At 69.8% G+C, this 21468-nt stretch carries 21 protein-coding genes; 13 read left to right on the forward strand and 8 right to left on the reverse strand.

Going from position 1 to position 21468, the window contains the following annotated elements; all coding sequences use genetic code 11:
* Nucleotides 1-83: 83 nt before the first annotated feature.
* Both AB0J90_RS09820 and AB0J90_RS09825 read right to left on the reverse strand, forming a co-directional pair.
* On the reverse strand, nt 84-2123 hold the full coding sequence (locus AB0J90_RS09820; protein WP_363594052.1) for an AAA family ATPase: 2040 nt from the start codon (nt 2121-2123) through the stop codon (nt 84-86).
* A 204-nt stretch (nt 2124-2327) separates the two neighbouring features.
* Nucleotides 2328-4067: an ATP-binding protein gene (locus AB0J90_RS09825; RefSeq protein ID WP_363594054.1), complete on the reverse strand. Its 1740-nt coding sequence runs from the start codon at nt 4065-4067 to the stop codon at nt 2328-2330.
* Nucleotides 4068-4235: 168 nt separating this feature from the next.
* On the opposite strand from AB0J90_RS09825, the gene AB0J90_RS09830 reads away from it, so the two are divergent.
* The 3 genes from AB0J90_RS09830 to AB0J90_RS09840 are packed head-to-tail and all read left to right on the forward strand — an operon-like array spanning nt 4236 to nt 7074.
* Nucleotides 4236-4820, forward strand: coding sequence for a helix-turn-helix domain-containing protein (locus AB0J90_RS09830; protein ID WP_363594056.1), 585 nt, complete (start codon nt 4236-4238; stop codon nt 4818-4820).
* Nucleotides 4821-4880: 60 nt separating this feature from the next.
* Entirely contained in the window at nt 4881-6191 is a 1311-nt protein-coding gene (locus AB0J90_RS09835) for an MFS transporter (RefSeq protein WP_363594058.1), read from the forward strand.
* 31 nt (nt 6192-6222) lie between these two features.
* A complete protein-coding gene (locus tag AB0J90_RS09840) occupies nt 6223-7074 on the forward strand; it encodes a menaquinone biosynthesis protein (RefSeq protein WP_363594374.1) in 852 nt (283 codons plus the stop codon).
* 24 nt (nt 7075-7098) lie between these two features.
* Here the strand turns inward: AB0J90_RS09840 and AB0J90_RS09845 are convergent, their stop codons facing one another.
* Together AB0J90_RS09845 and AB0J90_RS09850 are read right to left on the reverse strand one after the other, a co-directional pair.
* On the reverse strand, nt 7099-8049 hold the full coding sequence (locus AB0J90_RS09845; protein WP_363594060.1) for a serine hydrolase: 951 nt from the start codon (nt 8047-8049) through the stop codon (nt 7099-7101).
* On the reverse strand, nt 8049-9026 hold the full coding sequence (locus AB0J90_RS09850; RefSeq protein ID WP_363594062.1) for a hypothetical protein: 978 nt from the start codon (nt 9024-9026) through the stop codon (nt 8049-8051). The genes AB0J90_RS09845 and AB0J90_RS09850 overlap by 1 nt, the downstream gene beginning before the upstream one ends.
* A gap of 413 nt (nt 9027-9439) precedes the next feature.
* Between AB0J90_RS09850 and paaA the strand changes: the two genes are divergently transcribed.
* From paaA to AB0J90_RS09890, 8 genes are all read left to right on the forward strand, one after another.
* Complete coding sequence (paaA, locus tag AB0J90_RS09855; RefSeq protein WP_363594064.1) at nt 9440-10528, forward strand: 1,2-phenylacetyl-CoA epoxidase subunit PaaA; 1089 nt, start codon at nt 9440-9442, stop codon at nt 10526-10528.
* Nucleotides 10525-10809 (forward strand): 1,2-phenylacetyl-CoA epoxidase subunit PaaB, encoded by a 285-nt coding sequence (paaB, locus tag AB0J90_RS09860; RefSeq protein ID WP_326561470.1) that lies wholly within the window; start codon nt 10525-10527, stop codon nt 10807-10809. Before paaA ends, paaB begins: the two co-directional genes overlap by 4 nt.
* Nucleotides 10806-11531, forward strand: a complete 726-nt coding sequence (paaC, locus tag AB0J90_RS09865; protein ID WP_363594066.1) for a 1,2-phenylacetyl-CoA epoxidase subunit PaaC — start codon at nt 10806-10808, stop codon at nt 11529-11531. Before paaB ends, paaC begins: the two co-directional genes overlap by 4 nt.
* A gap of 11 nt (nt 11532-11542) precedes the next feature.
* Nucleotides 11543-12022: a 1,2-phenylacetyl-CoA epoxidase subunit PaaD gene (gene paaD, locus AB0J90_RS09870; RefSeq protein WP_363594068.1), complete on the forward strand. Its 480-nt coding sequence runs from the start codon at nt 11543-11545 to the stop codon at nt 12020-12022.
* Nucleotides 12019-13134, forward strand: coding sequence for a 1,2-phenylacetyl-CoA epoxidase subunit PaaE (paaE, locus tag AB0J90_RS09875; protein WP_363594070.1), 1116 nt, complete (start codon nt 12019-12021; stop codon nt 13132-13134). Before paaD ends, paaE begins: the two co-directional genes overlap by 4 nt.
* A gap of 88 nt (nt 13135-13222) precedes the next feature.
* Nucleotides 13223-14179, forward strand: coding sequence for a cyclase family protein (locus AB0J90_RS09880; protein WP_363594072.1), 957 nt, complete (start codon nt 13223-13225; stop codon nt 14177-14179).
* A 305-nt stretch (nt 14180-14484) separates the two neighbouring features.
* Complete coding sequence (locus AB0J90_RS09885) at nt 14485-14676, forward strand: DUF397 domain-containing protein (protein ID WP_363594074.1); 192 nt, start codon at nt 14485-14487, stop codon at nt 14674-14676.
* A gap of 290 nt (nt 14677-14966) precedes the next feature.
* On the forward strand, nt 14967-15692 hold the full coding sequence (locus AB0J90_RS09890) for an LPXTG cell wall anchor domain-containing protein (protein ID WP_363594076.1): 726 nt from the start codon (nt 14967-14969) through the stop codon (nt 15690-15692).
* A gap of 359 nt (nt 15693-16051) precedes the next feature.
* Here the strand turns inward: AB0J90_RS09890 and AB0J90_RS09895 are convergent, their stop codons facing one another.
* Both AB0J90_RS09895 and AB0J90_RS09900 read right to left on the reverse strand, forming a co-directional pair.
* On the reverse strand, nt 16052-16444 hold the full coding sequence (locus AB0J90_RS09895) for an ester cyclase (RefSeq protein WP_363594078.1): 393 nt from the start codon (nt 16442-16444) through the stop codon (nt 16052-16054).
* 8 nt (nt 16445-16452) lie between these two features.
* Complete coding sequence (locus AB0J90_RS09900; RefSeq protein WP_363594080.1) at nt 16453-17139, reverse strand: SDR family NAD(P)-dependent oxidoreductase; 687 nt, start codon at nt 17137-17139, stop codon at nt 16453-16455.
* Between the two features lie 135 nt (nt 17140-17274).
* Between AB0J90_RS09900 and AB0J90_RS09905 the strand changes: the two genes are divergently transcribed.
* Nucleotides 17275-17880 carry a TetR/AcrR family transcriptional regulator gene (locus AB0J90_RS09905; RefSeq protein WP_363594082.1) on the forward strand — a complete coding sequence of 202 codons (606 nt, stop codon included), beginning with the start codon at nt 17275-17277 and terminating at the stop codon, nt 17878-17880.
* Between the two features lie 85 nt (nt 17881-17965).
* On the opposite strand, the gene AB0J90_RS09910 is transcribed toward AB0J90_RS09905, so the two are convergent.
* Nucleotides 17966-18742, reverse strand: coding sequence for a helix-turn-helix transcriptional regulator (locus AB0J90_RS09910; RefSeq protein ID WP_363594084.1), 777 nt, complete (start codon nt 18740-18742; stop codon nt 17966-17968).
* 55 nt (nt 18743-18797) lie between these two features.
* Here AB0J90_RS09910 and AB0J90_RS09915 point away from each other — a divergent pair, with 55 nt between their 5' ends.
* On the forward strand, nt 18798-19781 hold the full coding sequence (locus AB0J90_RS09915) for a zinc-binding dehydrogenase (protein WP_363594086.1): 984 nt from the start codon (nt 18798-18800) through the stop codon (nt 19779-19781).
* A 90-nt stretch (nt 19782-19871) separates the two neighbouring features.
* Here the strand turns inward: AB0J90_RS09915 and AB0J90_RS09920 are convergent, their stop codons facing one another.
* Entirely contained in the window at nt 19872-21407 is a 1536-nt protein-coding gene (locus AB0J90_RS09920) for a hypothetical protein (protein WP_363594088.1), read from the reverse strand.
* Nucleotides 21408-21468 lie beyond the last annotated feature (61 nt).

Here is a 21468-nt window from a genome sequence, read left to right on the forward strand (position 1 = left end):
GGACGATCCCGCCCTGTGGATCTAGCGGTGCCAGGGAAACCCGAACCGTGACCGGGCGCCACCGATTTTCCCGTGACCCGTCCCTACAGCGGGGCGGGCAACGGTTCGTGGTGCAGGACCGCCAGGCGGGAGACGGCGCGGGTCAGCACCACGTAGAGCCGGTGCAGCCCGCGTGGCTCGGCGGCCACGATCTCGGCCGGCTCGACGACGATGACGTGGTCGTACTCCAGGCCCTTGACCAGGCTGGCCGGGACGACGGTGACCCGCTCCGGTGCGTCGACGTCGTCGGCGGTCGAGGTGGCGATGCCGGCGCCGGTGAGGGCGGCGGTCAGCCGGTCGACCGCCGCGTCCGCGGCGATGACCGCGACCGAACCTTCGTAGACCAGCGCCGCCCGTACCTCGGCCACGGTCGCGGCGTCCAGGTCGGTGACCGTACGCAGGTCGAGCGCGCCGTCGCGGCGCAGTGACTCGGCCGGTGGTACGTCGACCGCGAGCGCCGGCAGCAGTTGGTTGGCGAACGCGACCACCGCCGCCGGCACCCGGAACCCGATGGTCAGCGGCACCACGGCCGCGTCCGGCTTGCCGAGGTGGGCAAGCGACTCCCGCCAGTCGGTGGCCGCCCACGGCGCGGTGCCCTGGGCGAGGTCACCGAGCAGCGTGATCGAGCCGTGCACACTGCGCCGGGCGATGGCCCGGCACTGCATCGGGGAGAGGTCCTGCGCCTCGTCGACGACCACGTGCCCGAAGCTCGTCACCCGTTCGATCAGCCCGGCCGCCTCGTCGATCAGGACCGCGTCGGCGGTGCTCCACTTCGCCGCCCGGGCCGTCCTGGGCGGTTTCGCCCAGACCAGCAACTCCTGTTCGGCGTCGGTGAGCAGGTCGGCGGCGGCGCTGGCGAGCGCGGCCGGGTCGCTGAGCAGGTGGTAGACCAGCCCGTCCGGGGTGAGCGCCGGCCAGGCCGCGTCGAGGAACTCGGTCACCGGCTGGATCCTGCCCATCCGGCGCAGCCAGGTGTCGTTCGGCGACTCGCCCCGACGCGCCTCGGCCTGGCGTTGCAGCAGGCCGACGACCCGGGCCCGGACCCGTTCCCGGCCGGTGCCGTACGGGAGTCCTTCCCGGCGGACCTCGTCGACGATCCGGCGCAGCACCTCGACCCCGATCCGCCAGCGGAACGAGCCGTCGGGGACGGTCATCGGCTGCTCCGGTTCGCGGATGTGCGCCTCGACCGCGCGGCGCAGCACCTCGGCCATCCGCACGTCGTGTTTGATCTCGGCGGTGGCCGGGGCGTCGCTGCCGCGTACCGCAATGGTCCTGGGCCGGTCGGCGCTCTCCGGCCGGACGGACGCCGCGGTGACCAGGTCCTCGACCGTGGCCTGCGCGACCTCGACCTCACCCAGCGCCGGGAGTACGGCGGCGATGTACGACAGGAACGCCCGGTTCGGCCCCACGATCAGTACGCCGGAGCGGCGCAGCCGTTCCCGGTGCAGGTAGAGCAGGTACGCGGCGCGGTGCAGCCCGACCGCGGTCTTGCCGGTGCCGGGCGCCCCCTGCACGCAGATCGACGTCTCCAGGTCCGCCCGGACCAGTTCGTCCTGCTCGGGCTGGATGGTGGCGACGATGTCGCGCATCGGGCCGACGCGGGGCCGTTCGATCTCGGAGGTGAGGATCCGGGAGGCGGTGCCGAGTTCCTCGCCCCGGTCCAGGTGCTCGTCCTCGAAGCTGGTCAGTAGACCCGCGCTGAAGCCGAACCGGCGGCGGACGTTGACGCCCTGCGGGTCGCGCACGCTGGCCCGGTAGAACGAGCGGGAGACCGGGGCCCGCCAGTCGAGCACCATGGGCTCGCCGAGGTCGTCGGTGACGTGCCGCCGGCCGATGTGGTAGTCGACCTCGGGAAAGGTGAGCCGGCCGAAGAACAGCGGGGTGGTCGGGTCGTCGGCGAGTTCGGCGACCCGTCGGGAGAGGGTACGGCCGAGCATCTCGGCGGTGTACGAATCACCGGCGACGTTCTCGCCGGTGCTGAAGAGGGCCTCGGCGCGGCGGCGCATCCGGTGCAGCGCGGCACGGGAGGCGTCCAGGTGGGCGCGTTCGCCAGCGAGGTCGGTGTCCAGGTCGGGTGCGGGCATGCTGACTTCCTTGCGATCATCTGCTGCTCGCTCGCGTATCCGGGTTCGGATGGCCGTCACCCAGCGCGAAGACGTCCGCTGCGGTGCATGTTCACCTCGGCCGTCAGCCCAACCACACTACGCATCCTCGCTGGGTCGCTCCACCGAATTAGGTTGACGGCGCATCGGTGCGATCGGTGAGCGGGCTGTCACCGCCCCGATCCGCTATTTTGCCGAGGGGGTGCGCCGGTACCTGCGCATGGGAGATCGAGCGGGTGCCGTGGGTGTGATCTGCCCTGTCGCTTCCAGAGTCTTGAGGGCGCGCAGCACTTTCATGTAGCTGAGCCCGGTGCGTTCCTCGAGATCCCGACGACTCAACTCGGACCCGTCGGCGAGAGCCTGCGAAACCAGATCTTCCGCGCTGCTCCCGCTGGGCCGTTCCGCAAGCAGGGCCGGTGGTGGCGTGGCGGATTCCGGTGCGAGTAGGTAACGGGCGTGGCGCCGTTCGCCGACGCGTACCACGATGCCGCGGTTCACCAGATCCGACAGTTCACTGGTGGCGCGGTGGGCTTCGAGACCCAGATTTCGCATCGTGCCGTTTGTGACCGTACGGCCGGCGCGCATTTCTGCGAGCGCCAGATGCTGTGTAGAGCTGAGTCCAACCTGTCCTAGCCCCGCCAACCACGCCATTGTCTCGTCGTCAAGCAGAGCGTGCCTCGGCATGATTACCTTGAATCGCGTTATCCGACTATGGAACTCTGGCAGAGGTGAACCGGCACGTCGTAGCTCGCGCAACATGGTCGGAATGCCACTTGCGCGATTCTCGCACACCATCCGTCCAGTCTCGGGAAGTCGCACGTCCTGGAGTAGCTTCGCCAAGACGGGATTGCGCGTCGATGTCACACCCTCGCCGCCAAGGTCGTCCTCCGTGATGGCGCCGAACAACCCTCCCGGATTGGCGACTACCAGGCGGTCGACGTACAAGGTGATTTGTACGGGGGTTCCTCGCGAGTACGGTGAATAGTCACGATGAAGGAGCGCGTTTGCGACGGCCTCGCGAATCACCTCTGCGGGATAGTCGTAGACGTCCACCCGACCGCTGCCGTCGACAAAGGAGCGTACCGACGTGTTCCGGAGGATCGCGCTGACGGTCTCGTCCACGATCGCCGGGATTGGGCCGTCGAACGAGCGGTTGTCCAGGAAGCGAGGACCATTCGTAGGAATGTCCTGGGCCGAAACCCCCGGATAGGCGACGAATGTGACGTTGAGCTGCGGAAAGAACTGTTGCGGATAGGCGCCCAGTGACAGCAGGCCGCCCAGTGTGGGGCGGGTAACGCCCTCCGCGTCGTCCGCGATGACGTTGAGTCGCCGCAGTATCTGTTCCTCGGACAGTCCGGCGAACGCTCTGGGCTGCCGCTGACGGACCCGGGCGACCAGTAACTGAGTTTCCGACGGATCGAGATCTGCCACCGTCGCTTCGGGTACCGGGCGACGGTCGTCATCGGGCTGGCCCCGATTGGTATGGAGCAGATGGATCTCGAAGTCGGTGAGTCGCCTGTCGCCGTCGCCGCCACGGGTGAACGACCCGTTGTACTCGCCTCGGGAGGCCACGTAACACGGCTTGAAACGGGGATCCAGTTCGCCGACTTCGGCGACCACGACCAGCGTGTCTTCAAATTCGATGATCTCGATTTCCGCCCGCACAGGTGGCTGCAGATCGTCATTACAGGCGGCCGCGAGCGCATCGCGGATGCGTGAGGCGTTGAAACCGGGTGCGGGGCGGAAGGCCTGCTCCTCCTCCAGGCCGAGGATGAGGGTGCCACCACGGCCGTTGCTGAACGCGCTCAAGGTATCCCGTATCGACTTCGGTAGGCCGCCGCTACCCGCCTTCACCTCGACATCCTCAAGGTCGGTGCCGGCCTGGCGTAGCAGCGCCACCAGACGCTTCAGCTCTGATCCGCCCACCGGTCCTCCTTGCTAAAGTCTTGCGCAAAAGACTTTAGCAGCTTGTGTGGTGAATCCGGTGACACCTGCGACCCGGCGGGTCGGACTGGTGGCCGGGTCAGTGCTGGGGCAACTGTTTGCTTAGGGCCGGATTCGCGCTGGCCACGGCGGGGGCGGGATCATGGCGGGATGAGCGAGCAGACTCCCGGGCGGCGGTGGGCCACGGTCAGCGACCCGAAGGTGATGCGGGCGCTGGCGCATCCGGCCCGGCTGTCGATCATGGAGCATCTCGGGTCGACCGGAGAGTCGGTGACGGCGACCGAGGTGGCCGAGGTGGCCGGTTTGTCCCCGAGCGCGACCAGTTACCACCTGCGGGAACTGGCCAAGACCGGCCTGGTCGAGCAGGCGCCGAGCCGGGGGGACGCGCGGGAGCGGCTCTGGCGGGCGGTGCAGGCCTCGTTCGCGGTCGACGCCGGGCAGGATGCCCCTCCGGAGGCACGGGAGGCCGCGCAGACGCTGGTCGACGTGTACTTGGACCGGGACGTCGAGCGGGCACGCGACTGGATGCGCCGCGCGCACGACGAGCCGAAGGAGTGGTACGACGCCGCCGTACTCAACGGGACCACGCTGCTGCTCGACGCCGAGGAGTTGAGCCGGCTGAACGCGGCGGTGATGGACCTGCTGGAGCCGTACAAGCGTCGGCACCGGCAGGCCGACCCGCCGGCGGATGCCCGGGTGGTACGCGTCAACTACTGGACGCTGCCGGTGGAGTGACGGGGAGGTCGGCTGGGCTGACCCTTGCGCGGAGCAGATGTGAAGGATTATTTTCGAAGTATGTCTTTCACGTCTGCCGTGGTGCGTCCTCCCGCCGTACGGACCGCCGCCTGGCGGGACGTGTACATCGCCGCCACCGCCAAAGGCGTGACCATCTGCGGTGACTTCCTCGCCGCCACCACCCTGGTCCTCACCCTCCAGTCGGCCGGGGCAGGTGGGATCGCCGTCGCCGCACTCCTGCTCGCCTCGACCCTGCCGCTGGTGCTGCTCGCCCCGGTCGCCGGCCGGCTCGCCGACCGGGTCGACAGCCGTACGCTGCTGATCACCGCCGGGGCCGCCCAGGCCGCCGTCTGTGTCGCGCTTGCCCTGGTCAGGGAGCCGGCCGTGGTCATCGGACTGGTCTTCCTGCTCTCCTGCGGGCTGGCGGTCAGCCAACCGGTCCTCTCCGCGCTCATCCCGGCGATGGTGGATCGCGAGGACCTGCCCAGGGCCGGCGCGATCAGCCAGACCGCCGGAACCGTCGGCGCCCTGGTCGGTCCGGCCCTCGCCGGCCTGCTGGTCGGGCAGTTCGGCACCACCGTGCCGCTGCTCATCGACGCGGCCAGCTACGGCGCGCTGGTGGCGGCGGGACTGCTGCTGCGTACCCGTCGGGGTGGTCGGGCAGCGACCCAGACGGGCCCGGCGACCTCACCGTCGGCCGGCGCGGCGGCGAACTGGTCACTCTGGCGGGACCCGCTGCTGCGGGCCATGGTCGTCTCGGTCGCCGCCGTGATCGGCGTGGTCGGCGCGATCAACGTGGTCGCCGTCTTCTTCGTACGCGAAACGCTCGCCGCCTCGGAAACCATGTACGGCGTGGTCGAGGCGGCCTGGATGGTGGGGCTGCTGGCCGGCGCCTGGCTCTGCGCCCGGCTGGCCCGACGCACCCGTGACGACGCCGCACTGGTCGCCGGAATCCTGGTCCTGCTCGGCGCGACCTGCCTGATCCTGCCGGTCGCCGCCGTGGTCGGTACGGTCGCCTGGCTGATCCCGCTCTGGGTGATCGGCGGCGCCTTCAACGGCGGGGAGAACGTCTTCGCCGGAGTGGTGATGGGCAACCGGGTACCGCAGGCGGTGCTCGGGCGCGCCTTCGCCACCTTCGGCGGTGTCATCCAGGGAGCGAGCATGGCCGGTTACCTCGCCGGTGGCCTACTCGCCGACGGGGTGCCGATCCGGCCGCTGGTCGCCGGCCTGGGGCTGGTCGGGCTGGCGGTGGTGCTCGGGCTGGCCGTACCGGTGGTCCGGATCACTCGCCGGGAGCGGACCCGGGCCGCCGTCGCGGCTCCGACCGACGCAACCGGTGCGGGCTTGGCCACTTCTTCGGTGACTGGTTGAGTGGGTGTCCGAAGCGCCGGATACGGTGGAAATCATGGGCGATCTTCAGAGGCCACGGGTCGGGCACATCCAGTTCCTCAACTGCCTGCCGATCTACTGGGGGCTGATGCGGTCCGGCGCCCTGCTCGACGTCGACCTGCACAAGGATTCGCCGGAGCGGCTCAGCGCCGCCCTCGTCGCCGGTGACCTCGACATCGGCCCGATCACCCTGGTCGAATACCTGCGGCACGCCGACGAGCTGCTGCTCCTGCCGGACCTCGCGGTCGGCAGCGACGGCCCCGTGCTCTCGGTGAACGTGGTCTCCACCCGGCCGCTCGCCGATCTCGACGGGGCCAGGGTGGCGCTCGGCTCGACCTCGCGTACGGGCGTCCTGCTCGCCCAGATGCTGCTCGCCGACCGGTACGGCGTACGCCCGGACTACTTCACCTGCCCGCCGGACCTGACCCAGATGCTGCTCGAAGCCGATGCCGGGGTGCTGATCGGCGACGTCGCGCTCCGCGCGCTGTACGAGGCACCGGGCCGGGGACTGGAGGTCACCGACCTCGGTCAGGCGTGGCGGGACTGGACCGGCCTGCCGATGGTGTTCGCCGTCTGGGCGGTCCGGCGCGACTTCGCCGCCGCCCATCCGGGACTGGTCAAGGACGTACACCAGGCGTTCCTGCGTTCCCGCGACCTCTGCCTGTCGGAGCTGGACGAGGTGGCCGAGGCGGCGGCCCGGTGGGAGTCGTTCGACGCGGCGACCCTGGCGTCGTACTTCCGGGTGCTCGACTTCTCCCTCGGCGAACGCCAGGTCAGCGGCCTGCGGGAGTTCGCTCGGCGGGCCGCCGGGATCGGCGCCACCCCGCTGCTCCCGCCGGACGGCCCGGCGTTCTTCGCCGGCTGAGCCGGGCCTTACCCGTCCGGTCTCTCAGTCGACGCGAAGCTGCTCGGCGACCTGCTGGCAGATCTTGGCGCCGTACGTGTAGCCGAGGTTGATCGGGTACTTCGTCATCACGCCCATGGTCCAGCCGTCCCCGATGGCCAGGCAGCTCACGTGGTACTCCTGCTCGGCCTGCCGGTCGACCCAACCGTTCTTGATCGCGATCGTCTTCTGTACCGCGGCCGGGAACGCCTTGCGGATGCCGAAGTCGCCGACCCCGCGTACCGCGCGCATCTCGTCCAGCAGCCACTTCGTCCAGGTGGGTCCGGCGGCCCGCCCGTCGCCGATGCAGGCCGCGAGCCGGGTGATGTCGCGCGGTGAGAGCTGCGTACGGCTCCACCCGCCGTCCTTGGACACGCTGCTGTCGGTGAGCTTGCAGGTGCTGATCAGCCGTTGGATCGACGCGGCCCGTCCGACGGTGTTGTAGAGCGACTCGGCGGCGTTGTTGTCGCTGTCCCGGATCATCACCCGGACCCGCTGCAACTGTGCGTCGGTCGGCTCCTTGTCGGCCTCGGCGGACCGGCGCAGGAAGTCCGCCCCGATCCACGACTTGATCAGGGAGGCGGTGGTGCTGGTCTCGGTCATGTTCTCCGAGCCGGAGATCTCGCCGGTCCGGGTGTCCTGCATCGACCAGGCCCACCAGCCCTTGGCGTCGATCTTCACGTCGGTCGGGGCGATCGGCAGCGGCGGCAGTTCCGGGGTCGGTGTCGGGTCGGGTGCCGACCGGTTCGACCGGCTGGCCGCCTGGTCACCGGCGTGTTCCCCGGCGGAGGCGGACTGCTTGGGCTCGCCCCAGTGTGCCGCCGCGTTGGCCGCCAGCGGCGACCCCGGCAGCAGCCTGAGTGCGGCCAGGACCAGGACCAGGAGTACGCCCGTGATGATCGCGATCCGCAGCGGGGTGATCTCCGTACCCCGGTTGGCCCGTCGGCTGCCGGCCATCAGGACGCCCCACCCGCGCGCACGGTCTTGCCCACCGGTACGGGCACCTTGAGCGCCGCCCCCGGCTGTGCGGTGACAAGCTGGGTCGCCACGCTGGAGCAGACGTCGGCGCCGTAGTCGAGACCCTGCTTCTGCGGGTATCGAAGGAGTACGGCGAGCACCCACTTGTCCGCGACCGCCAGGCAGTTCACGTGCCACAGCCCGTCCGCGAAGATCATCGTCCAGCCGTTCTTGATCGCGATCGGGCCCTGGTCGACGATCTCCTTCGGCAGACCGTCGATGATCCCCCAGCGCCCACCGCCCCTGGTCAGCTGCTGGTCCTTGGCCGCGGTGCTGCCCTGCACCTTGGTCATTTCCTCCAGCACCCAGGTGGTCCACTTCGGGCCGGCGGCGGTGCCGTTCTTGATGCACTCGCCCATCCGGACCGCGTCCTCGGCGGAGATCTTGGTGTAGCTCCACCAGACGGTCTTGTAACCGGGCGGGATGACCGGCTGGGTTTCCGTCAGACCGCACATGTCGATCAGGCGGTCGATCACCGGCTTGCCGCCACCGGCCTGGAACAGCGCCTCGGCGGCGGAGTCGTCGCTGTTGATGATGGCGCTACTGGCCTGCTTCAGCCTCGCCGCCGGCGCCGGCTTGTCGCCGAGCCGGCGCAGGTAGTCCGAGACCAGCCAGACCTTGATCATCGACTCGGTCGTGTTGGTCGCGGTCAGGTTCGGTGCGCCGGAGATCTTGCCGGTGCCCCGGTCGAGCAGCGCCCAGGAGAAGAAGCCCTTGTCGATCTGCACGGAGACCGGTGCGGCCGCGAGCGTCGGTGGCGGCGGGGCGGCCAGCTTGGCCGCTGCCACGGACCCCGTCGCGGATTCGGTCGCGGTCGTGCTGGTGTCGTCGAACCGGGCGTACGCGGCCGGCACCAGCAGGACGCCGCCGGCAACGATGGCCACGAGGGCGAGCACCATGATCACGCGAGGGCGCATGGGTGGAAGAGCTCCAAGAAAGTCGGGGCCCGGGGGGACCGGGGCGTGCTGCGCTTGGGATGTCGATCTTCGCTCTAGGATGGTTTTTGCGCTGGTTGTCCTGTGTTGGCCGACCGCTCCGGGGCGGTGACGCGTCGTGAGCTGCCGGGGGAGGTGGCAGGGCCGACCGTGAAAGTTTACGTGGCGAGGCTCGATGTGCCAGATGAGGAAGCCATCAAGTTTTCGTAAAGAGAACCGAAATAAGCCCTTATGTGGCAATGCATTCCTGACCCCTCACGCTCTGTGATGGGGATCATTTGTCCAAGATGGAACGATTTATCGCGGTATGTAGGCACCCAACTACTTACCGTGCTCGCTTCGTTTTCTTGTGACACCCTCTGGCTTACTCATGGCTGAGCTGTAACACTGGACGGGTGTACGGCAATGACTTCCCCGATGCGTCCGACGAGCCGACCGGCGGCCTGATCGACCAGGTTGAGGCGGCCGAGGCGGCACTGCGTGCCGCGGCCCTCCAGGTGCGCCCCGGGGCCGCCGTAGACCTGGCCGGGGCCAGTGAAAGTGATCTAGGCGACTACTTCACGGCCGTGATCGAGGCGGACCAGAAGATCGAGCCGCGCGACTGGATGCCCGATTCCTACCGGAAGACCCTGATCCGGCAGATCGCCCAGCACGCCCACTCCGAGATCATCGGGATGCAGCCGGAGGGCAACTGGATCAGCCGGGCGCCCTCACTCAAGCGCAAGGCGATCCTGCTGGCCAAGGTGCAGGACGAGGCCGGACACGGCCTCTACCTCTACGCCGCCGCCGAAACGCTCGGGATCAGCCGCGACGAACTGGTCGACATGCTGCTCGAAGGCCGGCAGAAATACAGCTCGATCTTCAACTACCCCACGCTCACCTGGGCCGACGTCGGTGCCATCGGCTGGCTGGTGGACGGCGCCGCGATCGTCAACCAGGTGCCCCTGTGTCGCTGCTCGTACGGCCCGTACGCCCGCGCCATGATCAGGGTCTGCAAGGAGGAGTCGTTCCACCAGCGGCAGGGCTACGAGATCCTGCACACCCTGGCCCACGGCACCCCGGACCAGCAGGCCATGGCGCAGGACGCGATCGACCGCTGGTGGTACCCGTCGCTGGCGATGTTCGGCCCACCGGATACTGACTCGACCCACTCCGCCCAGTCCATGGCGTGGAAGATCAAGCGTTTCTCCAACGACGAGCTGCGCCAGCGCTTCGTCGACATGTGCGTACAGCAGGCCGCCATCCTCGGCCTGCGGCTGCCCGACCCCGACCTGCGGTGGAACGAGCAGCGCCAGGCGCACGACTACACCCAGCCGGACTACGCGGAGCTGATGCGAGTGATCAAGGGCGACGGGCCGTGCAACCGCCAGCGGATCGACCACCGCCGCAAGGCGCACAACGACGGTGCCTGGGTACGCGAGGCCGCCACCGCGTACGCCGCCAAGCGCACCGCCGCCGCCCGCACCCTGGAGCCGGCCCAGTGACCGAACAGTCGCCACTGTGGGAGGTGTTCGTACGCGCCCGTCGCGGGTTGTCGCACACCCACGTCGGCAGCCTGCACGCGCCCGACGCCGAGATGGCCCTGCGCAACGCCCGGGACCTCTACACCCGGCGGCAGGAGGGCGTCTCCATCTGGGTGGTGCCGGCGAGCGCGATCACCGCGTCCAGCCCGGACGAGAAGGACGCCTTCTTCGACCCGGCGGCGGACAAGATCTACCGTCACCCGACCTTCTACGAGGTGCCGGACGGGGTGGCCCACCTGTGACCGCCTCCGTGGAACACCTGCTCGGGCTCGGTGACGACGCCCTCGTGGCCGCCCAGCGGCTCGGCGAGTGGGCCGCCGCCGCACCGGAGATGGAAGAGGACGTCGCGCTGGCCAACATCGCGCTCGACCAGCTCGGTGCCGCCCGCCTCCTGCTGTCGTACGCGGGGGAGCTGGAGGGTGCCGGCCGGGACGAGGACACGTTGGCGTACCTGCGCGACGACCGGCAGTACCGCAACTGCCTGCTGGTCGAGCTGCCCAACGGCGACTTCGGCGTGACCATGGCGAAGCTGCTCTTCCTCTCCGCGTACCAGCTTCCGCTCTACACCGCGCTCGCCGGGTGCGCCGACGAACGGTTGGCCGCGATCGCGGACAAGGCCCGCAAGGAGTCGGCGTACCACCTCGACCACAGTTCACTGTGGACGGTGCGGCTCGGTGACGGCACCGAGGAGTCGCACCGGCGGATGCAGGCGGCGGTGGACCAGATCTGGCCGTACACGCACGAGCTGTTCGCGGCCGACCAGGACGCGCCCGTCGACCCGGCCACCCTGCGCCCGGCGTTCCTGTCCACCGTGGACGCCGTACTGACCGAGGCGACCCTGGTACGCCCCGCCGACGGCTGGGCGCCGGCCGGTGGCCGGACCGGGGTGCACAGCGAGCACCTGTCCTACCTGCTGGCCGAGATGCAGGTGCTGCACCGCGCCCATCCCGGCGCGCGTTGGTGAGCCTGCGGCCGATGGTCAGCGCACGGGACGCGGTGGCGGCGGTGGTGGACCCGGAGATCCGGGTGGTCACCATCGACGAGCTGGGCATCCTGCGTGCCGTCGAGCAGGACCCGGCGACCGGTCGGGTCACCGTCACCATCACCCCGACCTACACCGGCTGCCCGGCGATGGACGTGATCCGCGAGGACATCCGGGCCGCGCTGCACGCCGCCGGCTACCCGGACGCCGAGGTGGCGACCGTGTACGCACCCGCGTGGAGCACCGACTGGGTCTCCGACTCCGGCCGGGCCAAACTGGCCGAGGCCGGCATCGCCCCGCCCGGACCGGCGGACCGGTCGTCCGGCCCGGTGGCACTACGGCTGACCGTACGCTGCCCGCTCTGCGGATCGGTGGACACCGAGCAGGTCAGCCGGTTCGGCTCCACCGCCTGCAAGGCGCTCTGGCGCTGCCGCGCCTGCCGTGAACCGTTCGATCAGATGAAGGCGTTATGAGCAGCGTGACGATCACCCGACCGGTACGCCGCCGGCCGGTATTCCACCCGTTGCCGGTGCTCGCGGTGGACCGGCTCACCGACGACGCGGTGGCGGTCACCTTCGCCGTACCGGCCGAACTGCGCGACACCTTCGCCTTCCGGGCCGGTCAGCACCTCACCGTGCGTCGTACCGACGAGGCGACCGGTGCGGAGGTGCGCCGCTCGTACTCGATCTGCTCGACCCCGACGGAGCTGGCCGACCACGGCCGGCTGCGGATCGGCGTCCGGGAGATCCCCGGCGGCGCGTTCTCCGCCTTCGCCGGCCGGCTGCTGCGAGCCGGCGACACGGTCGAGGTGATGCCTCCGCTGGGCCAGTTCAGCACCGGGCTACGGCCGGACCGGACCCGCCACTACGGCGCGGTGGTCGCCGGCTCCGGGATCACCCCGGTGCTCGCGCTGGTCGCGACCGCCCTGGCCGTCGAACCGGCCAGCACCTTCACCCTGGTGTACGGCAACCGCAACGCCCGCAGCGTCATGTTCACCGAGGAACTCGCCGACCTGAAGGACCGCTACCCGGCGAGGCTGCACCTGATCCACGTGCTGTCCCGGGAACCGGGCGAGTCCGCCCTGCTCTCCGGCCGGGTGGACGCCGACCGGCTGACCCGCCTGCTGGAGCACCTGGTGCCGGCCGAGCGGATCGACGAATGGTTCCTCTGCGGCCCGTACGGAATGGTCACCGACGCCCGTGCGGTGCTCGCCGCGCGCGGGGTGCCCGGCGACGCCGTACACACGGAGTTGTTCCATGTCGACGAGCCGCCCGTGGCACCGGTCCGGCCGACCACGACGGACACCGCCGGCACCGACGTCACCATCATGCTCGACGGGCGGGCGTCGTCGTTCCGGATGGGCCGCACCGAACGGGTGCTCGACGCGGCGCTCAAGGTACGCGGTGAACTGCCGTACGCGTGCAAGGGCGGGGTCTGCTCGACCTGCCGGGCCAAGGTCGTCACCGGCGAGGTGACGATGGCCCGCAACTACGCCCTGGAGCCGGACGAGGTCGCCCGCGGCTACGTCCTGACCTGCCAGTCCAGCCCGGTCGGCGACACCCTCGTGGTCGATTACGACGCCTGACCGCCCGGTCCTCGCCGTTTTTGACACAGCGGCGGGATACCCTGCCGGCGGTGTCTCGAACCGCTCAACCGGAGGAGTCGATGCTGGGATGACGGCAGTGCGACCGATGCCCACCCAGGACGACGTGCTCGGTTACTTCGACACGCTGTCGAACTGGGGACGGTGGGGCGACGAAGACGAGCTCGGGACGCTGAACCACATCACCGACGACGTCCGGCTGGCGGCGGCCCGGGCCGTACGCCACGGCAGGAGCGTGTCCTGCGCGTGGGAGGTTGCCGCACCGGGGGACATGGAGCGGTCGACGACAACGTGCCCGTGCGCCGCCGACATGCCGGGTGCCGAGAACATGCCGGTGGCCGCCTTCCACGCCGACCGGCGCTGGGGCTTTTCGTCCGAGCGGCTCGGCATCACCTTCCACGGCAACACCCTCACCCACGTCGACTCGCCGTGCCATCTCTACTGGGACGGCAAGATGTACAACGGGCGGTCGCACTCGTTGGTCGATCCCGAAACGGGATCGGCGTGGGCGGCCGTCACGGCGGCGGCGAACGGGATCGTCACGCGTGGCGTCCTGCTGGACATCGCGGGGGCCCGCGATGTGCCGTGGTTGGAACCGGGGCAGGGTGTGTTCCCCGACGATCTGGAGGAAGCCGAGCGTCGCCAGGGCGTACGGGTGCGATCCGGCGACGCGGTGCTCCTGCGTACCGGCTACGGCCGCGCCCTGCACGAGGGCGGTGCGGCCAGCGGTTTCACGCAGGCCGGCTGGCACGCGGCCTGCCTGCCGTGGCTGCACGAACGGCAGGTCGCGCTGATCGGCGCGGACACCCCGCAGGACGTCCAGCCGTCGGGGTACGCCGACGTGCTGATGCCGGTCCACGCGGTGAGTCTCGTCGCGATGGGACTGTGGCTGCTCGACAACTGCGACCTGGAGGCGTGCGCGGCAACGGCTGCCGAACTCGGCCAGTGGGACTTCCAACTAGCGGTCGCGCCGGTCCGCTTCGCCGGCACGTCCGGCAGCCCGGTCAACCCGATCGCCACCTTCTGACCGAACACCGCGTCGCCGCTCGCGGCCTACCTCGTGCTCGACTACGACGCCTGACCGTCGGACACCTTCCGGCGGCCGGTGGGCGCCCAGCCGAGCATGCGGTCGTAGAGAGCACGGGTGTCCGGCGGCGGGCCGAGCGCCGGGTGACATCTCCGAATGACGGAGCTTCGGCAGTTCATTCCTCCGCGTGTTACTTGTACCCCGGCGTCACCGTCACGTCACGTAGAGCACGCCGAGAGGCCCGTCTGTGAGTACGCTCTGCCTGAATGTCCGTCCCTCGAACTGATGATGGAGGCAGCGGAATCATGGAGCTGAACATCGAGCCGCGGTGGCGGAAGTCCTCCCGCAGCAACGGGCAGGGCGGTAATTGCGTCGAGGTTGCCGACAACCTGCCCGGCCGCGTACTGGTCCGCGACACGAAAAACCGTGACGGCGGCACGCTGACCTTCGCCCCCGACGCATGGCGGGCCTTCGTCGGCTTGGCGAAGCAGGGCTAACAAACAGACCTCACGCGCGACCCCGACTGAACCAGTGCGGGGGGCCGTCTGTGTTCGGGGCCAGGTCGGCGGCGGTTCGAGTGACCTGCACCGATGACGGAGTTTCGGGCAGCGCCGTCATGACCGGACCAAGAGTTCCCAACCAAGATGATCTAGGTGGTGGACCTTTATCCCTTGTGGAAGGGTTTGAAAAGCGACCGCTCGTCTAGGACCTCTTATCTCTTCTTGATCTTCCGCGCGCTGACGGTAGTATCTCCGTGTTTTGGTCTGCAACGGGGAGGAAAATCCACATGCGATGGAAGGTTCCGGCCGGCGTCTTAATGGCGCTGGCCTTTCTAATTCCGGCATCACCGGCGGTAGCTCAGACCGAGGCGCCCGGGCTGAACGAGGCCTGCCAAACGGTCGAGCGCAAGGTGTACAGGGATATCCGCGAGCTTGTCACCATCGACCTGGACACCGCCACCGATCTAGAGGTGCGGGTGTTGACTGCCCATATCCTGGCCGCGGCGAATGCCGACTCGTTGACCGTCCTGCCTCGCGCGATACAGGAGCGGCTGAAGGGAACCCCGGATGATCTCCGCGCGTTCCTCAAGACGGGCATGCAGAATGCCTGGTCAGTCGATCTGCGGATCAATGTGGTCCGGACGTTGACGGGCGCCGGTCCCTACGTGGAGGAGGCCACGCAAACGGTGCTCAAGAACGGGACCATCGATGCCTACCTGGCTTACCTGAACGACGGCCTGTATGTCGCACGTGCGCAGGACTGCGCGTCTCAGCCCACACCGACACCGACGTCTCAGCCCACACCGGCACCGAGCGCCACGCCCAGCGCCACGACCGTTGCACCGACCCCTGCTTCCTCCGCCAGCCTGGGTGCTCCCGGCGGCGAGGGCGGTGGGCTGCCGGTGACCGGTGCCGACGCCGCGACCGTGGCCGGCATTGGCGGTGCGATTCTGCTCCTCGGCAGCGCGGGCTACCTGATCGGACGCCGACGCCGTTCCCGCTTCGTGGCATAGCTCACTCGACGCGCCCGGCTCGATACTTCGTCGGGCCGGGCGCGATCAGTGTTGTGCTTCGCGAGGTTCGTCGCGGCCCGAGGGCGTGTTGCCAGCTTCGGGAGCAAGCCGCGACGCATGTGCGCCGACGAGCCGGCGACAATCCCCCCAGCCACCCCCGCCCCAGGTCGAAATCCTCATCCGCTGACAGATCCGCCCGTGGGCCGTGGCGATCTGCTGCCCCCATAGGGGCAGTGGAACGCCACAGCGCCGTGGGGCTCAAGGCCGGACCAGGGATCCGCTCGCCTGTGCGCGGGCGTCGCGACCGCTTCGGTACGGCGTTCAGGCTGGTACTTGGAATCCGGCCATGGATCGTGATCTCAGGCGGTGAGTTGCCGGAGCAGTTCGGCGGAGTCGTGCAGGGCCGTCATCTGTACGAATCGGCCGTCGCTGACCTGGTAGATGGCGTACTCGACGATCTCGAACGAGGCGCCCGAAGGAGGGACGCCGAGCCACTCCTTCACTGGAGTGCCGGTGTTGATCACGCGTACGGCAAGCCGGTCACGGTCGAACAGCAGTTCCTTGACCTCCCAGTGAAGGTCCGGAACGGCTTCGACGTCCTGCTTCTGCACCGCGAGGACGTCGTCCCGGGTGCCGGGCTCGCCGTTCAGCAGCACCTGGTCGTTGATGAACTCGCCCATGCCGTCGAACTTGTGGGCGTTGAGCGCCGCGATGTAGCGCAGATACCAACTCCGCAAGTGGTCTTCAGTCATGGCTTGCCCTACCAGCCCAACGTTCCGAGTTCGTCCTGGAAGGTTCCTGTCGGGCCGTCCGGCCCGAGCGTGGCCAACCCCACGATGGTCTTGGCGCTCTCCGCCGCTGGCCTTCCGCCGCCGATGGCGGCCATCATGTCGGTGGCGGTGTAGCCGGGCTCGATCGCGTTGAACTTGATGCCCGGCTGGGACTTGGCGTACTGGACGGTGAGCATGGTGGCCGCCGACTTGGACGCCGAGTAGAGCGTGGCCGACAGGTTGAACTCCGGCCGGTCCGGATTCGTCACCGCCCAGAAAGATCCCATGCTGCTCGACACGGTGACCACCGTGGGATTCGAGGACTTCCGCAGCAGCGGCAGCGCCGCCTCGGTGACGCGGACGATCCCCACCACGTTGGTGTCGAACACCCGCAGGGCAGTCGGTCCGTCGACAGGTCCGACTCCGAGGATGCCCGCGTTGTTCACCAGTACGTCGAGTCGATCCTCGGCCGATTCGATGCTGGCCAGCGCGTCGCGTACCGATGCGTCGTCGGTCACGTCGAGCTGCACGAATCGTGCGCCCAGCGTCGCCGCGGCCTTCTCGCCCCGCTCGACGTCGCGCGCGCCGACGTAGACGGTGTGGCCCAGTTCGAGAAGCTGCTTGGCGGTCTCGAAACCGAGGCCCTTGTTGGCGCCGGTGATGAGTGTGACGGTCATGCGTCTCCTCCAGGTAGGTGACCGGGGCAGGCCGGTCAGTTTTTGTACCGATCGGTTGCAGGCCACCGTAACAGATTTTGTACCGTTCGGTTGGTGGGGCGGGTCACGATTTGTACCGAGCGGTAGGCTTGGCCCATGGGTACCGAGACGCAGACCGCCGGACGACCGCGGGCCTTCGACGAGGAGACGGTCCTCGACCGGGCCGCGGAGGTCTTCTGGCGGCACGGCTACGAGGGTGCGTCGCTGAGCGCCCTCACCGGTGCGATGGGCATAAACCGGCCCAGCCTGTACTCCACCTTCGGCAGCAAGGAGCAGCTGTTCCGCCGCGCCTTCGACCGCTACCACGAGACCCAGGTGGCCAAGGCCCGCGCCGCGATGGAACAACCCACGGCGTACGCCGCCATCGAGGCGTTCCTGCGCTCCAGTGCCGACGGCCTCACCGCCGACGACCACCCCGCCGGTTGCCTCTCCGTCCAGGGCGGCCTGGCCTGCTCGCCCGAGAACGCCCGGATCTCCGAGGTCCTGGCCGCCGGTCGAGCCGCCACCGAGTCCGCGCTCGTAGAACGGCTGTCCCGGGCGGCGCGGGAAGGGGACCTCCCGGACGGTGTCGAGGCCCGCTCGCTGGCGCGATTCGTGATGGCCCTCAGCGAGGGCCACGCCGTCCACGCTGCGGCCGGTGCCAGTCGCGAAGAACTCCAGGCCTCCGTCGACGTCGCCCTGCGAGCCGTCCTGCCGCGCTGAGGTGGCTCGTCACCATCGGCTTCGTGAGCGCGCCGACGCGACCGGCACGCGGGTCAGCTCTACGAACTGACCGACCCCCGGCTACTCAGTGATCCGGTGAAGGTTTTGTGGTCGACGCCCCGGCGCGGTGGCGGCCGGGGGTGGTGCCGACGATCGCGGTGAAGGCGGCGATGAAGCTGCTCGGGTTGGCCCATCCGCAGGCGTGGGCGACGCGCGTCGTGTCGTGGCCCTCGGCGAGCAGCACCAGCGCGTGACAGATGCGTAGCTGGGTGCGCCACTCGTAGAACGTCATCCCCAGCTCGTCGTGGAAGAGGCGGCTGAGCGTACGGGCGCCGGCTCCGACCCGCTGGCCGAGCGCGGCCAGCGGGCTGGTGTCGGCGGGGTTGTCGTCCAGGATGCGAGCGACGGCCCGCAACCGGTCGTCGTGCGGCTCGGGCAGGTGGGTGGGCTGTTCGTGCGCCTCGCGGAGCTCGTCGACCAGGACCCGGTGCAGGCGGGCGCGGGCACCGCGGTCGAGTTGCCGGGTGCCGGTGAGGGTGAGCAGGATCTCGCGGGCGAGGCCGGAGGTGAGGAACACCGCCGGGTGGGCGGGCGCGAGCCGGGTGAGCGAGGGCGGCAGGAAGACGATCCGCATGTCGGTGTCGCCGTGCGCGCGGTGATGGTGCGTGGACCCGGCCGGGATCCAGGCGACCCGGTTGGCCGGGACGATCCAGGTGCCGGGCTCGGTGTGCACGGACAGGACGCCGCTGGCCGCGTACACCAGGTGTCCGCGTGGATGCGAGTGAGCCGGGCTCGTCCCGCCAGAGGGCCAGAGGTGCACACCGCCGGACGGCCAGATCCGGGATTGGCGTGCTAGGGGCATAGTTTGGCATTGTACCGGTAGACGGCCGTACGCCCCGATGACGACAGTTCAGGGCATGAGAACGACGATGCGAGCGGCGGTCTGCGTACGGGCGGGTGGCCCTGAGGTCCTGGAAATCCGTGAGCTGCCGGTGCCGGCGGTACGGGACGGCTGGAGCCTGGTCCGGGTAATGGGCGCGGGCCTCAACCGGTCGGAGTTACGTACCCGTCAGGGGCATTCGCCCAGCGTGCGGTTCCCGAGGGTGCTGGGGATCGAATGCGTGGGCGTCGTGGCGGCCTCGACGGATTCCGCGCTGCCGGAGGGCGCGACCGTGGCGGCGGTGATGGGCGAGATGGGCCGGGAGTTCGACGGCGGTTACGCCGAGTACGCGTTGCTGCCCAACGAGCTGCTGATGCCGGTGACCACCACGTTGCCCTGGGAGACGCTGGCCGCGCTGCCGGAGACGTACCTGACCGCGCAGGGCGCCCTCGACGCGCTGGGGATCCGCCCCGGTGAGCGGCTGCTGATCCGCGGCGGTACCTCGTCGGTCGGCATGGCCGCCGCGTCGATCGCGCACGGCCACGGCGTCGAGGTCGCGGCGACGACCCGCCGGCCCGAGAAGGTTGACGCGCTGGGTGCGGCCGGCGTCGACCACGTCCTCCTCGACGACGGCGGGTCGCTGGACATCCCGTGGGCCGACGGACCGAGCCACGTGCTGGATCTCGTCGGGGCGAGCACGGTCGTCGACTCACTGCGTCTGGTCCGTCGGGGCGGGACCGTCTGCGTGGCGGGCTCGCTCAGCGGATGGCTGATCCGGGACTTCGAGCCGATCGCGATGATCCCCTCCGGAACCCGGCTCACGGCCTTCCACAGCAACGACGCCAGGGGCAAGGCGGGCGCGGCCGTACTCGAACGGGTCGTCCGCAACGTCGAGACCGGTGTCTACCGGCCGAATGTCGACCGGGTCTTCGGCCTGGACGACATCGCCGAAGCCCACCGGTACATGGAGGACAACCGGGCCACCGGCAAGGTCCTCATGCTGCCGCAGCGCGTGTCCTGAGCCCGACCAGCACCGGCGGAACCTCACTCGCACCGCCGGGCCTCCAGCAGTTCCGAGCGCACCCCGGGTCCGAGTCGAATCCGGGCCGGGCTATCTGGAAATGGCGGCACTCAGGCTGTCTCGGCGCTCCGGTTCGCGGGTGGCCGGGATGGTGACCGGTGGTGTGTCCGACGGCCGGTTGGTCAGCCCGTGCCAGGCCATCGCCGCCGCGATCGCGGACAGCGGCAGCGCTGGCAGCGCGTACCTGGGCTCGTACATGCCGACGGCGACGGTGAGCACGGTCAGGCCGGGTCCGGCGAGCAGTAACAGCACCAGGTCCAGCCGGACCCGTCCGTCGACCCGTACGCCCGGCGGTCGGATGCCGTCGACCCGGCGGCGGCGCACGACCAGTGCCGCCAGCGTGAGCAGTACGCCGACCAGCAGCACGATCGGCACGACCCGGAGCAGTTCGCCGTACCGGTGCAGTCCCTCGGTCAGGGCCGTGCCCTCCGGCGCGGTGCCCGGCCAGGTCGCGCCGCCGCCGAAGTTGGCGGAGCCCTGGGCGGGTGGGCAGCGGTCCGGCAGCCGTTCCGTGCCCCGGAACGCGGCCGGTGGGACCAGCCGCTCGCGCAGGCACTCGTTCATCGGCCCCAGGTACATCCTCGGTACGAAGTGCGCCGCGCTTTCCTTGCCGACGATCCGCAGGTAGTCCAGCGGCTGTTGCCGCACCACCTCGACCGCGAAGTCGACCAGCCGCTGCGCGCCGGCCTCGGTGTAGACGTCGTCGAGCCGGGCCGGGCGGCGCCAGAAGAACGCGTCGGCGCGGTCCCAGCGCTGCCCCAGCGGCTGGTCCGGGCAGGCGACCCGCTCCCGGTCGGTCAACCGGAGCCGGTCACAGTCGGCGATGATCGCGGCGCGTCCGTACAGGGCGGTTCCGCTCTGGCTGCCGTACACGCTGGGTCGGTCGCCGATCCAGACCAGCAGCCCGACGTACGGCACGGTGAAGCCGAGCGCGTAGCCGACCAGGCGGCGCCAGCCGACCCGGCGGGCCAGCAGGTAGAGCCCGAGCAGCAGGGCCACCGGCAGCGCGGTGGGTTTGGTGATCCAGGCCGCCGCGATCAGCAGGCCGGCGCCGACCACCGCCGGCTGGCTCGGTGTGCCGGGCCCGAGCAGCAGTACGACAGCGCCCGCGAAGAGCGCCGTGAAGAGCATGTCCGGCAGCAGGTAGTGACCCGTGGTCAGGACGAGCGAGTCGAACAGCAGCGGCGCGGCGGCGAGGCAGCAGAGCCGTCGGGACAGTCCCCGGCGTTGCAGCAGGACGTAGACGGCGAGCGCGAGCAGGAGGCTGAGCAGGTGCTGCGCGGCAACCACGGCCAGGTGCGTACCGGCCGGTGCGAGCAGTTTGAGCAGCACCGGGTAGCCGAGTGGGCGGGTCGGGTGCGGTGCCAGTGCCGACCCGGCCAGGTTGAGGTAGACCCCGCTGTCGCCGTGGAACCAGAACGCGGGCCGGTACGCGATCATGAACAGCGCCCGGAGCAGCACACCGAGCCCGAGCAGCACCCCGATCCCGGCATGCCGGCGCAGTACGCCGCCCACCCGCCGACGGGCTGCGGTGATCTTCGGTGACCTGCTGCTGGCTGCGCCCATGCTGCGTACAACTCGGCACCGCCGGATGCGGGTGCGGGTGGACCGGGGGAGCCGTGGGGTG

Source organism: Micromonospora sp. NPDC049523 (genome assembly GCF_040676775.1).
Classification (GTDB): Bacteria; Actinomycetota; Actinomycetes; order Mycobacteriales; family Micromonosporaceae; genus Micromonospora_G.

Bases quoted from the DNA above. Each gene is read 5' to 3' on its own strand.
- AB0J90_RS09830 (WP_363594056.1), top strand. From the start codon at position 4,236: ATGAGCGAGCAGACTCCCGGGCGGCGGTGGGCCACGGTCAGCGACCCG.
- paaE (WP_363594070.1), top strand. From the start codon at position 12,019: ATGAGCAGCGTGACGATCACCCGACCGGTACGCCGCCGGCCGGTATTC.
- paaD (WP_363594068.1), top strand. From the start codon at position 11,543: ATGGTCAGCGCACGGGACGCGGTGGCGGCGGTGGTGGACCCGGAGATC.
- AB0J90_RS09835 (WP_363594058.1), top strand. From the start codon at position 4,881: ATGTCTTTCACGTCTGCCGTGGTGCGTCCTCCCGCCGTACGGACCGCC.
- AB0J90_RS09885 (WP_363594074.1), top strand. From the start codon at position 14,485: ATGGAGCTGAACATCGAGCCGCGGTGGCGGAAGTCCTCCCGCAGCAAC.
- AB0J90_RS09905 (WP_363594082.1), top strand. From the start codon at position 17,275: ATGGGTACCGAGACGCAGACCGCCGGACGACCGCGGGCCTTCGACGAG.
- AB0J90_RS09880 (WP_363594072.1), top strand. From the start codon at position 13,223: ATGACGGCAGTGCGACCGATGCCCACCCAGGACGACGTGCTCGGTTAC.
- AB0J90_RS09895 (WP_363594078.1), bottom strand. From the start codon at position 16,444: ATGACTGAAGACCACTTGCGGAGTTGGTATCTGCGCTACATCGCGGCG.
- AB0J90_RS09850 (WP_363594062.1), bottom strand. From the start codon at position 9,026: ATGCGCCCTCGCGTGATCATGGTGCTCGCCCTCGTGGCCATCGTTGCC.
- AB0J90_RS09910 (WP_363594084.1), bottom strand. From the start codon at position 18,742: ATGCCCCTAGCACGCCAATCCCGGATCTGGCCGTCCGGCGGTGTGCAC.
- AB0J90_RS09920 (WP_363594088.1), bottom strand. From the start codon at position 21,407: ATGGGCGCAGCCAGCAGCAGGTCACCGAAGATCACCGCAGCCCGTCGG.
- AB0J90_RS09820 (WP_363594052.1), bottom strand. From the start codon at position 2,123: ATGCCCGCACCCGACCTGGACACCGACCTCGCTGGCGAACGCGCCCAC.
- AB0J90_RS09915 (WP_363594086.1), top strand. From the start codon at position 18,798: ATGAGAACGACGATGCGAGCGGCGGTCTGCGTACGGGCGGGTGGCCCT.
- AB0J90_RS09845 (WP_363594060.1), bottom strand. From the start codon at position 8,049: ATGGCCGGCAGCCGACGGGCCAACCGGGGTACGGAGATCACCCCGCTG.
- AB0J90_RS09890 (WP_363594076.1), top strand. From the start codon at position 14,967: ATGCGATGGAAGGTTCCGGCCGGCGTCTTAATGGCGCTGGCCTTTCTA.
- AB0J90_RS09900 (WP_363594080.1), bottom strand. From the start codon at position 17,139: ATGACCGTCACACTCATCACCGGCGCCAACAAGGGCCTCGGTTTCGAG.